Source organism: Parasaccharibacter sp. TMW 2.1891, assembly GCF_023337675.1.
Taxonomy (GTDB): domain Bacteria; phylum Pseudomonadota; class Alphaproteobacteria; order Acetobacterales; family Acetobacteraceae; genus Bombella; species Bombella apis.
In genome coordinates, this window is the sequence record NZ_QORT01000005.1 from 34,699 (window position 1) to 47,363 (window position 12,665).

The 12,665-nt window shown below is 57.4% G+C and carries 15 protein-coding genes and 2 pseudogenes; 7 read left to right on the forward strand and 10 right to left on the reverse strand.

The genetic code is table 11. The features are described 5' to 3' along the window. Positions 1-64 precede the first annotated feature (64 nt). On the reverse strand, positions 65-1,564 hold the full coding sequence (locus DTJ15_RS08955; protein WP_052348878.1) for an ATP-binding protein: 1,500 nt from the start codon (positions 1,562-1,564) through the stop codon (positions 65-67). Further along, positions 1,561-3,477 carry a hybrid sensor histidine kinase/response regulator gene (locus DTJ15_RS08960; RefSeq protein ID WP_081563287.1) on the reverse strand — a complete coding sequence of 639 codons (1,917 nt, stop codon included), beginning with the start codon at positions 3,475-3,477 and terminating at the stop codon, positions 1,561-1,563. Before DTJ15_RS08960 ends, DTJ15_RS08955 begins: the two co-directional genes overlap by 4 nt. Positions 3,478-3,608: 131 nt before the next feature. Here DTJ15_RS08960 and DTJ15_RS08965 point away from each other — a divergent pair, with 131 nt between their 5' ends. From DTJ15_RS08965 to DTJ15_RS08995, 7 genes are all read left to right on the forward strand, one after another. Then, positions 3,609-4,046, forward strand: coding sequence for a hypothetical protein (locus DTJ15_RS08965; protein WP_043557919.1), 438 nt, complete (start codon positions 3,609-3,611; stop codon positions 4,044-4,046). Positions 4,047-4,069: 23 nt separating this feature from the next. Beyond that, the gene (locus tag DTJ15_RS08970; RefSeq protein ID WP_249109856.1) at positions 4,070-4,813 is read left to right on the forward strand and encodes an ATP-binding cassette domain-containing protein; all 744 of its coding nucleotides are present in this window, start codon (positions 4,070-4,072) and stop codon (positions 4,811-4,813) included. Next, positions 4,810-5,691, forward strand: a complete 882-nt coding sequence (locus tag DTJ15_RS08975; RefSeq protein WP_249109857.1) for a hypothetical protein — start codon at positions 4,810-4,812, stop codon at positions 5,689-5,691. Before DTJ15_RS08970 ends, DTJ15_RS08975 begins: the two co-directional genes overlap by 4 nt. Further along, a complete protein-coding gene (locus tag DTJ15_RS08980; RefSeq protein WP_192848469.1) occupies positions 5,688-6,353 on the forward strand; it encodes a YdcF family protein in 666 nt (221 codons plus the stop codon). The genes DTJ15_RS08975 and DTJ15_RS08980 overlap by 4 nt, the downstream gene beginning before the upstream one ends. A gap of 67 nt (positions 6,354-6,420) precedes the next feature. After that, complete coding sequence (locus DTJ15_RS08985) at positions 6,421-7,176, forward strand: 1-acyl-sn-glycerol-3-phosphate acyltransferase (RefSeq protein WP_103765189.1); 756 nt, start codon at positions 6,421-6,423, stop codon at positions 7,174-7,176. 228 nt (positions 7,177-7,404) lie between these two features. Then, positions 7,405-8,592, forward strand: coding sequence for a hypothetical protein (locus DTJ15_RS08990; protein WP_249109858.1), 1,188 nt, complete (start codon positions 7,405-7,407; stop codon positions 8,590-8,592). A 41-nt stretch (positions 8,593-8,633) separates the two neighbouring features. Then, positions 8,634-9,446, forward strand: a complete 813-nt coding sequence (locus DTJ15_RS08995; protein WP_249109859.1) for an NrtR DNA-binding winged helix domain-containing protein — start codon at positions 8,634-8,636, stop codon at positions 9,444-9,446. A gap of 298 nt (positions 9,447-9,744) precedes the next feature. Here DTJ15_RS08995 and DTJ15_RS09000 read toward each other — a convergent pair. The 8 genes and pseudogenes from DTJ15_RS09000 to DTJ15_RS09030 all read right to left on the reverse strand — a co-directional run. Next, positions 9,745-10,530: pseudogene (locus tag DTJ15_RS09000) on the reverse strand (hemagglutinin repeat-containing protein). 133 nt (positions 10,531-10,663) lie between these two features. Beyond that, positions 10,664-11,068, reverse strand: coding sequence for a hemagglutinin repeat-containing protein (locus DTJ15_RS09165; protein WP_408902179.1), 405 nt, complete (start codon positions 11,066-11,068; stop codon positions 10,664-10,666). A 77-nt stretch (positions 11,069-11,145) separates the two neighbouring features. After that, entirely contained in the window at positions 11,146-11,466 is a 321-nt protein-coding gene (locus DTJ15_RS09010) for a hypothetical protein (protein ID WP_103765193.1), read from the reverse strand. Next, positions 11,454-11,606 (reverse strand): hypothetical protein, encoded by a 153-nt coding sequence (locus DTJ15_RS09015; protein ID WP_249109860.1) that lies wholly within the window; start codon positions 11,604-11,606, stop codon positions 11,454-11,456. Before DTJ15_RS09015 ends, DTJ15_RS09010 begins: the two co-directional genes overlap by 13 nt. Before the next feature lie 57 nt (positions 11,607-11,663). Then, positions 11,664-11,975 carry a hypothetical protein gene (locus tag DTJ15_RS09020; protein WP_249109861.1) on the reverse strand — a complete coding sequence of 104 codons (312 nt, stop codon included), beginning with the start codon at positions 11,973-11,975 and terminating at the stop codon, positions 11,664-11,666. Between the two features lie 42 nt (positions 11,976-12,017). Continuing rightward, positions 12,018-12,326 carry a hypothetical protein gene (locus DTJ15_RS09025; protein WP_249109862.1) on the reverse strand — a complete coding sequence of 103 codons (309 nt, stop codon included), beginning with the start codon at positions 12,324-12,326 and terminating at the stop codon, positions 12,018-12,020. A 51-nt stretch (positions 12,327-12,377) separates the two neighbouring features. Next, positions 12,378-12,515, reverse strand: a complete 138-nt coding sequence (locus DTJ15_RS09170) for a polymorphic toxin type 50 domain-containing protein (RefSeq protein WP_193599717.1) — start codon at positions 12,513-12,515, stop codon at positions 12,378-12,380. 30 nt (positions 12,516-12,545) lie between these two features. After that, a pseudogene (locus DTJ15_RS09030) lies at positions 12,546-12,665 on the reverse strand (IS5/IS1182 family transposase); the annotation flags it as partial.

Below are 12,665 nucleotides of genomic sequence, written 5' to 3' on the forward strand. Positions count from 1 at the left end.
CGTGCGATCCATCATAACTGGAGGCACCAAAATGGGAACCGCTCCCCTCCGAAATGTCTTCGGCTCACTGTTTCAGCAAGGGTAACAGAAGACGCATCACCGTTCCCTCTCCGGGCCGGCTCTGCACAACAACATCCCCATGATGGGCCAGAACGAAACTGTAAATGCCAGCCAGCCCCAGCCCTGTGCCTTTCCCCGCCTGCTTGGTGGTGAAAAAAGGCTCAAAAATATGGCGCTGGACCTCTTCACTCATGCCTTCCCCTTCGTCCCGGACATCAAGGGCCAGCGCATGATCCTGCTCGCAACTGGATGGGGCAGCAGGCAGGACGTGGCGTATCCGGCTGGCAGAAAGAGTCACGGTCCCGCCATCAGGCATCGCATCCCGGGCATTCACACACAGATTGAGCAGGGCCATTTCCAGCTGTTCCGGGCAGGTCAATACAGGGGGAACAGTCCCTTCCGGGAGGTCCAGCACAAAACGGATGGCCGGGACGGCTCCATAAAAACCATGCCGGAACAGGCTGGCCCGCTCCTCCAGAAAAGCCGCGATGTCAAACGGGCGCACCGTCCCACCATTCCGCCCCGCCCGGCCAAACTGAAGCAGACGGCGGGTCAGCCCCTCCCCCCGTTCCACGGTCTCCAACGCCCGGGCCAGCCATTTCTTCTGGGTGGCACGGGCCGCTTCATCTCCCTGCAACTGCCCGGAAAGAGCCTCCAGACAATTACCCAGAATGGTGAGCAGGTTGTTGAAATCATGCGCGACACCACCGGCCAGACGACCCAGGGCTTCCAGCCGCTCACCCCGGTTCAGCCGGTCTTCCACCATCACACGCTGGGTCACGTCCCGATCCATGCTGACCTGCCAGGCCTCTTTCAGCGGGACATCCTCCGGCCATTTCAGCGCCAGGCGGACAATCTCGTGCCAGCGTCTCTGCCCATCTTCCGCCACGACCTCCAGAAGCTCCTCTGCCTGCCCGTCCTCCCAGACCTTTTCCCGCAGACGGGCAATCACAGGCTGAAGAATGGCCGTGTAATGGTCACTCTCGCACGTCCCCTGATGATGCCGGTTGCTGCGGATACAACGGCCTTGCGCATCGGAAAAAACCAGACCGAACGGCAGGCTCTCCATGAGGCCATGCAACAGGGCCTGCTCCACCTTCAGGGCCCTCTGGGCCTGCCATGTCCTGTGTGCCTCATGGACGAGGGACAGCACATGGTCCGCCTCCCACGGCTTGTGCACATAGGCAACGATCCTGCCGTGATTCAGGGCTGCCACAACGGCATCCAGATCCGCATATCCTGTCAGCAGAATAGCCCGGGCGTCGGAGCAGGCACTGGCACGGCTGAGAAACTGGTCCCCTGTCATGCCCGGCATCCTCTGGTCTGAAATGATGACCGAAATCTCCGGATGGGCGGCCAGCAGGGCAAGGGCCCTGCCAGGCTCGGCCGCTGTCAGAACCGTGCAGCTTTCCTCCAGCAGATCCCCGAGTGCCACGAGAATCTCTTCCTCATCATCCACCAGAAGAACACAAGGTTGGGCCTCGATACTGTAAGGCTCGTTCATGCCGTTTTTACTTCCTCCTGTGCCCTGTGCCGTTCAGGCTCCCGCACAGCCCAGCCTTCTGCCGTCTCGTGGACAGGAAGGCGAATCACGAAATATGCACCACGCCCGCCATTGGTCTGCCCATCTTTCTGGCAGCCATCTCCAGCCTCACAGGCGTCTGTCACGTCGATGGTTCCACCATGGGCCTGCACGATGCCATGAACGATGGAAAGGCCCAACCCTGTCCCTTCCCCCTGCGCCTTCGTGGTGAAGAACGGGTCAAAAATCCAGGGGCGGATCGACTCCTTTATGCCTGGACCATTGTCACTTACCGTAATTTCATAAACATCATCGTAAAGACGGGTCGCAATCCGTATCAGCCCATCATGATGCTTCTGCCCTTCCCGCCGCATATCATTCAGCGCATCGGCAGCATTGGCAATGAGATTCATGACAGCCTGATGGAACAGTGTTTCCTGGCAGACCAGCTGCCGGGGTGCCTCAAGCTGGCAGTCCACGGCAATGGACCTGCCAAGCCTATGGCGGACCAGGGCCAGCCCTGTCTCTATCGCCTCGCCCACATCCACCATGCGCCACTCTCCTTCTTCCAGACGGGAGAAACGGCGCAGACGCACGACCAGGTCCCGGATACGCCCCAGCCCTGTCTTCATCGCAGCCAGACGGTCCCTGGCCCGCCGAATGCGGGTCTGACCATCCTCATCCTGCACGACAGTATCCATCCAGTGCAGGCATCGCTCGACCGTATCGGCATGACCCAGAGTGAACGCCAGAGGATTATTGATCTCATGGGCAATGCCGGCCACCAGCTCTCCCAATGAAGCCATCTTGGCCGTCTGGACCAGTCGGGCCTGTGTCTGCACCAGCTCCTCATTCGCCTTGGCCAGCTCCTTGTTGGCTCTGGCCAGAGCCTCCGCCAGCGAGGCCTGCGCCTGTGCAGCCTCCAGCGCCAGAGCCGACTGCTGGCGTTCCATCTCCCGCTGATGAAACGCCTCATTCTCCCGCCGCCGCCGGACCATGGCCCGGATGCGCAGAGCCAGCACCATGGGCGTCATGTCACTCGGAACAAGGTCCTCCAGGCCAGCTTCCAGAAAAGCCACGCAGGATTCACCCCGGAAGCGGGCTGCCTGTATGATGCAGAGAATGCGGAACGGTGTACCCCCCTGCTCCCGCAGGGCCTGGCGGCGCTGGTCCAGCAGACGGCAGAAAGCGAGGTCTGTCTCGTTATCCTGTATGTCCTCCAGCACGATGCAGTCCGGCCCGTCCGGGCCTGTCAGCCAGCCGCCATTCAGCAGATCACTGGAGCGGGTGACAGAGGTCACCGTGTGTCCATCCCGCCAGAGAAGCTCCCCCAGCCCAGCCTCCTCCGTGCCGTCCCGGCTGTTTTCATGATCCATGATGCTGGGGTCATTCCAGAAATCCAGCAGGGTCTCATCATCAGGGGCACGGACGATGACAACCCTGGCCCGCCGCATGTGCCATTGGGGATGAAGCTGGCGCTTTTCTTCCGCCAGATGCAGGAGCGTGCGTATCCGCAGCAGCAGCAGGTCAGAATGGGCAGAGCTGGAAAGGTAGGCATCGGCCCCGCTTTCAAAGCAGTCCAGCTCAACCCGTGAGGATACATCCTCCGTCAGCATCAGCACCGGTACGCCCTGCATGGCAGGAGTCGCCTTGGCACGGCGAACGAACTGCCCGGCGCTCATGCCTTTCTGGAGAGTGCAGCAGATGACCATATCCACCTGATTGATACGACAGCGGGCCTCCAACACTTCCAGCATCATTTCAGCACTCTGCCGGCAGACAACATCCATCCCCTCCCTGCGCAGAAGCTCATGGACCCGACTGTGAGCAGGACCGGCTGGATCCAGAAGAAGAACATGGACATCTTTTTCATCCAGCGTGGGTAAGATTTGCATTACGCCTCTCTTGAAGCTAGGTGCAGAAGCAGGAGGACAGAACAGAGGCCCCTCCGCCCTGCTTTCCGTCTCCCTCGCCATTACTATGCCATTGCCAGCCCGGCTGTCTTGCAGGAAGGTCTGAAACATTCATGGATACATCGCCCTCTTCCTCCCATTCCTCCCCGGCACGGGGCGAACGCCTGCTCTCGGCCACGCCATCACGCCAGCAGCAGGGCGGAGCCATCATGGGGCGGGTCCTGCTCAACCTCATATGGGCCGTGGCGCATTTCGTTTTCAGCTTTCTCATTCAGCTGACAGAACTGTTTGCTCCCATCCTGCTCATCCTTGGCGTCGGCTGGTCCCTGCTGCCGCACCTTGTCACCGTTGCCACGGCCAATCTCGGGTCTCTCACGGAAGACCAGCAGACGCATGAGATCGTCAACCACATCGCCCATACCATCCCCGAACAGCTCATGGTAGCCGGCCACACCCTTACACCGCACGGGCTGATAAAGGATGGTCTGCTCCTCATGGCTCTGGCAGCAGCCTCCTCCACGGCGGCGGCCTGGCTGGCCCGGAGGCTCTGAGGCACAGCCATGCGGAGCCCTGCATGATCGCCCTGGAGACGCTTCCGCTGCCTGTCGGCACGTCTCTCGTGCCGGGTGGCGTGCAGCACCTGTCCCTGCGGCTGGAACGGGGTGGCACCCTCTGGGTGACAGGCCCTGCCGAGGCGGGCAAGACAGCCCTGCTGGATACCATCGCCCTGCGCCGCCCTGCCACGGGCGGGATGATGACCCTCCTCAACCATGCCGCAGGACCCGGTCTTTCCGCACGGGGTCGCAGGCAGCTCCAGCAGCGCATCGGGTACATCGAGGCAGCCCCCCTTTTCATGGACCGCCTGACGCTGGCGGACAATATTGCCCTGCCGCTGGAGCTGAACCACCTGCGCAGAGCAGATGTGAAACGGGAAACCGACTCCATCATCCGCTGGTTCGGGCTGGAGAGCCATGCACAGCTTCTTCCTCACTCACTCAGTCAGACCATGAGAATGCGGGCCGCCTGTGCCCGGGCCCTGATCACCCAGCCTTCCATCGTCTTGGTAGATGAACCAGCCCTGACCCTCTGCCCTATCCTGCGGGATCATCTTCTTTCCACCCTGCGGGGCCTGGCCAGAAATGGCACCACAACCCTTCTGGCCATGCAGCACCAGCCAGAAGGGACAGACCCTGATGACCAGCTCCTGACCCTGCCCCGGCTCCCCCCATCACCGGAAGTCTCCATTTCTTCTGCCTCCGGGAATGATCTGGCAGCCCCGCTGATCCTGTCCCCCAGAGATGAAAGGCTGCTCCCATGACATGCCTGTCCCGTGCTACAGACCGGCCTGCCCTATGGCCCCTGCTGCTTGGCCTCTGTCTCGTCACATGGCTGGCCGGGCTGGCTCTGGCCCTGCCCCATGGTGTGGATGGAGCTGTCCAACGCTGGGAAGGACAGGTGAACAGCCAGATCGTCATCGCCCTGCCTGTGATCGGCAAGGAGGCTCCCGCCCTGGCGGACAGCCTGCCCAAAGCCCTGACCGCCACATTCCCCGAAACCCACGCCACCCTCCTGCCAGAGCAGGAGGTTTCCCGACTTCTGGCCGCATGGTCCGCCCCGTGGGAGGGGCCTCTCCCCAGGATTCTCACCCTCTCGTATCATGGGAACATGACCAGACTGGCCGCCTTTATTCACAGCACCGCCCCAGAGGCCATCATCGTTCCGCCGCCGCCCCAGCTGACAAAGCTTACCCCACTCATGACAGTCCTCCAGCAGACTGCACGCCATGTCGCCCTGATGGCTGGGCTGGCAGCAGCCCTGATCGTTCCCGCCCTGCTCTATCTGGCAGCCAGAACCGTCGCTCTGGCCAACCGGCAGCAGCAGGCCGTCCTGTGGAGACTGGGCGGAAAGCTGTCCGTCCTTCACCGTATTTTTGCCCGGCGGGTCGCCCTGATGGCCTTTCTGGGAAGCCTTGCAGGCATCGTCCTGCTCCTGCCTTCACTGGGCTTCATCACCGCTGCTCTGCACCCTCTGCTGCGCCTGCCACCCGCAGAGGGAAGCATGTCGTCCTTCATCTCTCCATCACTGCTGCCAGTCCGGCTCTGGCTGGCCTTTTCCCTGATGCCGGTCCTGATGGCACTGGCGGGCTGGGCCATGGTGCATCTGGTCTGTGCCAGACAGGAGCAACAGGCATCATGAAACGGCCGGGCCCCCCTGTCTGGTCTCTCTTCTCTGGTGGGGTGACCATCGCAGGATGGCTCATGCTGGCCAGTTTCATTTATTTCTGTGCCGATGCCCTGCGCCCCTCACCGGACCTGCACAGCATCCCGGCTGACTGCGACGGCATCGTTGCGCTGACGGGCGGCAAAAACCGCATAGAAGCCGGAATTGCCCTGCTCCAGCAGAAACCGGAGCGACTGCTCCTGATCTCCGGCGTTTCCCCCCATACGGGGCTGAACCATATTCTGGCCGCCACGGGAATCGGCCCGCTGCCGCCGGATCTGACGCAGCGCATCAGCCTTGGATATCGGGCCGCCACTACCATCGGCAATGCATGGGAAACCGCCCAATGGGCAAAGCAGAAAAACCTGCATCATCTTGTTCTGGTCACGGCGGGGTATCACATGCGCCGCTCCCTGCTGGAGTTCCACGATATTGCCCCGCAGCTTCAGTTCACCCCCTACTGGGTGCAGCCTCCCGCCATGAGCACCCCCTTTCATCCACACACCATGCTGCTGATGTTCAGCCAGTACGGAAAGCTGATCGGGGCCTTCATCCGTCTCATGGTCCTCCACCAGCCGGACCATGCCCAGGAAGGATTCCGCCCTGTTCCTCCAGCTTCAGGAACACCTCCCGCCTGATTTCTGGCTCGCCCATCTTTTTCCCTTGCTCTTCGGATAGATTCTGCGCCATGCAGGGAGCATTATGATGAGTCTCGTCCGCGGCAGCCTGTTCAACCTGTATCTCCTGATTCTGACCCTCGTCATGGGGGTCTTCGCCTTTCCCATCCGCCTGCTCAACCGGCGGGATGCCGCCTTGGGCTATGCCAAGCTCTGGTCCAGGGCCGTGCTCTGGGGGCTGGAACGCCTCTGCGGCATCCGCATCGTCATCAGCGGGCAGGAGAACCTGCCTGATGGCCCTGCGCTCATTGCCTCACAGCATCAGTCTTTCTTTGATGGTTTTGTCTGGATGAATACCGTGCCGCTGCCGGCCTATGTCATCAAGAAGGAACTGACATCCATTCCGCTGGTCGGCCCCATGCTCATTCTCAGCGGCATGATTCCTGTCGATCGTTCCGGCGGATCTCAGGCCCTGCGGGGCATGATGGATGCCGTGGCAAAGGCACAGGGAGCCGGGCGACAGATCATCATCTTCCCGCAGGGCACACGCACGAAACCCGGTCAGGCTGTTCCGCTACAGAATGGCGTCATCGCTCTGGCCCGACAGGCCACCTGCCCCATCCTTCCCGTAGTGACGAATTCCGGCCTGTTCTGGCCACACTCCCCGTGGCGGAAATACCCCGGCACGCTCCGGGTTGCCATCGGGAAGCCTCTCGCCGCCAGCCTGAAGGGACGTGACCTCATACCGGCCATCAGCGGCGCCTGGGAGGCACTCTGCCAGGAACATGACCTGCCCCATGAAGCTGTGGAAAACTCTGTGGATGTGAAGAAGGATAACCAGTAATTCCTGTCCCGCACGGAATGGACGCAGGTATAGACCATGAAAGTGCTGCCCTGTGGGTATCTGCCTAACCATCTGTAATACAACACATTTCATGAGGACTGCAGAGGGCCTCCCTTTTTGCCCCGTATCAACATTCTGGTGTGATTACTCTACAAAAGATGAAGAACCTTCTGGGGACAAAGTAACAGGCCCGTCGTTCTATCCTTCTTCCACAGCGGAGGACAAATCTTGAGCCTGTTCCGCCGCCGTTTCACCCTGATCACCTCCTGTCTGTTCCTCGCTCTTCTGGCAGGCAGCTGGGGGTTGTACCTTCGGACGCAGGCCCTGCTTTCCAACCAGCTGGCCCATCTGGCCGTCCAGTCCCTGCCTTCGGACGGTCCCACCCCAACCCTGACCATACAGAAAACCTCTGCCAGAGGATGGCCTTTCGGGGCCTGGCGTCGGCTTTACGGCGTGTCCTTTCACACCCATCTCAACGGGGCCGATATTGTCGGGGCCACCCCCATGCTCCGCCTGGGTGGGAACTGGCTGGACTGGGCACATTCCCTGACCACACGGACCGAACTTCCACTACAGCTGCCGGACAGCACCATCCTCCGCATGGTCCGCAACGGCGAAAGCCTGACCCTGCGCCTGCGCAAGGCAAAACTGCGCATCAGCAAAGAAAGTCTTCCCTGTCCACCAGATGCCAGATGCCATGACCACGGCACGCTGCCCCTGTACTGGGCACATTTCCGCATTGCTGAACTGGAACTGGCCTCCTCCCGCCTGCCACACAGCCTCATGCTGAATCACCCTGCCGGGACCATCCGTTTTGCACCGCAGTCCCTGTCGCAACCTGACCCTGCCCTACAGAACAGGCCTCTGCTTTCCGCTGCCATCACGGCCAGAGAGCTGACCTATCCCTCCTCATTTCTACAGAATTTTCGGGTGGAACAGGTTCATGCTGCTTTTGCCCTGCTACCCGGCACCGGCACGACACCCCTCAGATTGCCGCCAGAAACCGATCATGCCACATCCTCCTGGCCTGACATCCCATTACAGCTCAGGCTTCATGAGCTCAGTGCCACCATCCATCCGGTGGCTCCGGGAAAACAGGACACGCCACCGCCGCATCTCTCCCTTGGTGGCAAACTTTATGTCCCGGCCTTTTCTGGCATTCTGTCCGTCAGTCTGACCAACTGGCAGGAGCCCCTGCATGATCTGCTTCAGAGTTCATGGATCCAGCACAACGTACCCATCGCCATGCAGGGGCTCCTGAACGACATGATGACCAGCCCCCGGATGCTGTCCCTCTCCTCCCATCCCCTGACGGTCAGCATCCCTCTTGACCACGGCGTTCCCCCGGGGCTTTCATCCGACCATTTGCAGACCCTGTACAGCCATTTCCGCCAGCTTGCTCCTCATCCTCAATGACCTTCCAAAGCCTTTGCCCGACAGACCTGATTACCGTTCTCATGACATTGGGCGATGATGCACCCCACGTCGCCCTGCTGCGCCATGACCGGGACACTCCCCCCCTGGAGGAAAGCCATCATTCCCTGCAGAAACGCCTCTGCCATTGGGCGGAAACCCTGACACACTGCCCCATCGGTTACATGGAGCAGCTCTATACATTCAGCTCCTTTCCCATACGGGAACAGACGCCCCATATTCACATCACCTATCTGGCCCTGAGCCACAGCCATCCACGGGGCTGTCACGGTTCGCTTTACCAGCGTTTCCCTTGGGAAGACCGCCGGGACGAAAGCGGCAACAAGCAGCTGGCCGAGTTCATCACGGCCATCAGGCAATGGGCCGACAACAATGAGGAACGCCAGAGCCGCATCGCTCCAGCCTTTGGGCTGGATGGCCTGCCGTGGGACGATACCCGTGTTCTGGAGCGTTACGAACTGCTGTGGGAATCCGGGCTGGTGCCACGCAGCCCGCCCAAACAGAAAAACACGGACCGGGATGACCGTCGCCTTCTCGCCACGGCCCTGTCCCGGCTACGTGCCCGCACCCGCTACAGTCCAGCCGTTTTTGAACTGCTTCCCTCGTCTTTCACTCTTCTACAGCTGCAACAGGCGATGGAAACGGTATCTGGCCGCCTCATGCACAAGCCCAACTTCCGCCGCCTTGTCCTGCATCAGCAGCTTGTGGAAGAAACCGGCACCTACGACCGCCCAACCGTAGGACGCCCCGCCCAGCTATACCGCTTCCGGCCAGCCGCTATGGCTTCCTGCTATCTGGGAGCGGCATTTTTACCGCTTGATGTGCCGACTCTTTAAGCGATTTTTATCACGTATGATGGAACTTCATTGAAACAGGCCCATCTTTAGGGAAAGACATCACAAAACTGTCCCAATTTCCCTGTCCTGCTTCTTCCATAAGTTCGTGAAGTGCTGGTACACCCACCGACACTTCCCCAAGGCATATTCACTCAGGGGGCGCGGACTGGCTTTCACTGCTCTCATCATGCGAACGGTTCCCGCCCAGCATGCTCATGGAGTTCTAAGCCATGCCCGTGCCGAAGCTGATCATTATCTTCGTCATTGACCCGGAAAGCGTGTCGCTCCCGACACCCGCCTAGAAGCCCACGCTCTGGCTCTTCCATGCAAAACTGTTCCCAAGGCTGTGGGCTTCCAGACTGCCCGTATTAAAGTGGCTCTTCTCACGGGACGCCGTGCTGGAGATCACGCCTGCTGTCAGGCTCGTCTTGCCCGCAACGTCAATCCCGATCCCCTGATCGCCCGCATACAGGCCGGAAAGCACCTTCCCCGTCGACGCAAAATGATCCGTCGTCTTCTGGTTCTGATAGCTCGCAGAGACACTGCCACCAGTACCATAAAGCGGTATCTTCACCCCAGCCGTCGCCTGCATGGCCGTGCTGCGGTAATCCGACGTGTTCTGCGGGCTGGTAATCTCCAGTTCCGCCGCCTTTACATCAATCCGGGGCGCATTGACCTCCGCTCCCTTCAGCGTGGTCCTGCCACCGGATGTCAGGCTGACGCTATTGGTCGCATTCAGGACCGTATCAACCGCTGTCGCCTGATGGCTCTCCATGTTCGTCCGCTGCATCTACCCGGAGGCAGATAGGCTGAAGCCAACACCGCTCGTGCCCACACTCGCTTCAACACCAACCGAAAGGCCCTTCTGCGTGGTGTGGTTCAGGGCACTCTGACGGTTCCAGCCCGCTTCAAGATCAATATTGTTCTTCGCAGCCAGCTGCGCCGCAATGGCACTGATCGACCCGTCATCCGCCAACCCCGGATGATCGCCACGGGCCACGATGGAAAGCCGGTTGCCCGCTGTGGCCATGCTGCCCAGAACCGTGCTCTGCTCCTGTTCGGAGTGGCTTCTGGTCTTCGACATGTCAAACGAGACCGACACACCGACAAGAGACCCGCTGCCGCCATTGCTGCTGCCGTCACTTCCCCCACTACTGGAGACCTGCGTGCTGCTGGACAGACTGAACAGTTTCGAGAAACCAGTATCACGGCCGTACTCAGCCCCGTACCCAGCTGATAGGCCCCCTGCATGGCATTGAAGGTCCGCAGCACGGTGCTGCCCTTGCCCTGTGGCTCGCCGCAAGCGCGGACTGCACCACGCTCCCGTGCACGGAATCCCCGGTAAGACCACCGCTGACACCGTAATAGCTGGACATGCTGTCCTGCGTCTGTTTCGGGCTCCGCGACACCGCCCTGAACGCAACCGAGGACGCATCAATACCTATGTCATGTCCCGCACTCAGGCTGGACCCGATAATCGTGGCCGTACCTCCAACCTTCAGGATCAGGTCTCCCTTGTCGGCATTCACCGTGCTGGAAGTCCAGTTCGTGCCATCCCTCGCATCAGCATCACGAGACTTGCCATAACCGACGAACGTCCAAGGCCCTATACGGAAGGGCAATCGGTATCATGATTTACAATAAAAAAACCGGGTTCTCATTACAGAACCCAGCCTATACCATAAAATACGAAAACCCCTCATTTACTATCAAGTGAAAGCAAATTATCATAGGGCAGGTCCACATCAAATCCTACACCATGCTCATCAAAAATACGCTCCAGATCCTTACGAAACTCTTCGCAAATATTATTGATAACCTGCGGATCATTCTCTTCATCGAGAGAAATAAGATACTTCACAGCTAAACCCTTACCAAGAACGGTAGGAATAAAATAACAATTAAGCCAATTCTCTTCACTTTTATCTAGAAACATTTTTTTCAGAATAATTCTAATATCGAATCCATCCCTACGATAATAAATCAGCCCTGAAAACCCCAATCGAGTCAAAGCTGCCATCGCTTTTCAAACCATATCTCCTCAACTACATCCGCTCCAAACAAATCAACTGTAAAAGGCATGTCACCATCACCTTCAGCAAAAATGACTGCTAAAAAATTCTGATAAAATGTAAAAAAATCTGCATCAGATACATTCATAACCTATCCCTAATATCTATTTTTAATATTTAATCGGAAAAATATAAATATCATCTACTAACACTCTTTTCTAGCATAAATAATTCTCCCAAACTTACCCACAGAGTTAAATTTTTCATTTGATAAAATAGCTGAAAATATAATATCCCCAACATCTTTTAAGAAAGAGCTTGTGGCTATTTTTTTCTTAATCCTATAGAAATTCATTTTTACATTACCCTTCGAACTTTCATCAAAAGCGAATGTTACATGTATATCATTCCCGATAAAATTAACCGATACAAATCGTAAATTTCTATGCACCTCCCCAAGTAAAACTTGTGATACCCCTACAAGCCTCATATTCCTTTCACGTTGTGAAATCTGCATTCTACCCTCACTGTGTAAACTTATAAATCCAATACAAACATACTATTCTTCATACCTCATATAAATGATATATGGGAGAGCCTCTATTTCACAAAGCGGTTCCTCCGAGAAAAAAATTCTATCTTCTATATCTGATGCATCTTCCAAATTAAATGCAGCATCAATTTCTGTAATTACGCAATCCATCTCCTCAATATCCTCATCATTCACAGGTCTATCTAAAACCATATGTACTCTAATAACTAAATCCTCACCGTAATCCGCAGATATTAAACGAATTTCAGGATATATCTCTCCTAAAAATGCTGTCATAATACATAAATAAATATCCGGTATCATTTCTATAGACATAGATTCCTCTCTTCTTAGCCTTTACCAAGACAGAAAAATTCATAATACTTTTTATTTATTTTCCCATCCCTTTGGGGCTGCTGGAACGATATGTGCACCTTTCTTAGACACATGTATACTACCTATAGTAGTGTCATAGAATTTTCCTTCCCCCTGTGTATATTCCCCGATTTTTTTTATTAAAATCAAACTTATATATAGATTCCCTAGGTTCAGGACTCATAACCAGAACATGATGGTTGCGGCGAGGCAGACGGCTGAGAAAAAGACTGTCGGAGACCTGTCATAGCGTGTTGCGATCCGCCGCCAGTCCTTGAGCCTTCCGAACATGATCTCGAT

What these genes read in the sequence shown, in the direction of transcription:
- DTJ15_RS08955 (WP_052348878.1), bottom strand. Translation starts at nt 1,564, where the DNA reads ATGAACGAGCCTTACAGTATCGAGGCCCAACCTTGTGTTCTTCTGGTG.
- DTJ15_RS08960 (WP_081563287.1), bottom strand. Translation starts at nt 3,477, where the DNA reads ATGCAAATCTTACCCACGCTGGATGAAAAAGATGTCCATGTTCTTCTT.
- DTJ15_RS08965 (WP_043557919.1), top strand. Translation starts at nt 3,609, where the DNA reads ATGGATACATCGCCCTCTTCCTCCCATTCCTCCCCGGCACGGGGCGAA.
- DTJ15_RS08970 (WP_249109856.1), top strand. Translation starts at nt 4,070, where the DNA reads ATGATCGCCCTGGAGACGCTTCCGCTGCCTGTCGGCACGTCTCTCGTG.
- DTJ15_RS08975 (WP_249109857.1), top strand. Translation starts at nt 4,810, where the DNA reads ATGACATGCCTGTCCCGTGCTACAGACCGGCCTGCCCTATGGCCCCTG.
- DTJ15_RS08980 (WP_192848469.1), top strand. Translation starts at nt 5,688, where the DNA reads ATGAAACGGCCGGGCCCCCCTGTCTGGTCTCTCTTCTCTGGTGGGGTG.
- DTJ15_RS08985 (WP_103765189.1), top strand. Translation starts at nt 6,421, where the DNA reads ATGAGTCTCGTCCGCGGCAGCCTGTTCAACCTGTATCTCCTGATTCTG.
- DTJ15_RS08995 (WP_249109859.1), top strand. Translation starts at nt 8,634, where the DNA reads ATGACATTGGGCGATGATGCACCCCACGTCGCCCTGCTGCGCCATGAC.
- DTJ15_RS09010 (WP_103765193.1), bottom strand. Translation starts at nt 11,466, where the DNA reads ATGGCAGCTTTGACTCGATTGGGGTTTTCAGGGCTGATTTATTATCGT.
- DTJ15_RS09015 (WP_249109860.1), bottom strand. Translation starts at nt 11,606, where the DNA reads ATGAATGTATCTGATGCAGATTTTTTTACATTTTATCAGAATTTTTTA.
- DTJ15_RS09020 (WP_249109861.1), bottom strand. Translation starts at nt 11,975, where the DNA reads ATGCAGATTTCACAACGTGAAAGGAATATGAGGCTTGTAGGGGTATCA.
- DTJ15_RS09025 (WP_249109862.1), bottom strand. Translation starts at nt 12,326, where the DNA reads ATGTCTATAGAAATGATACCGGATATTTATTTATGTATTATGACAGCA.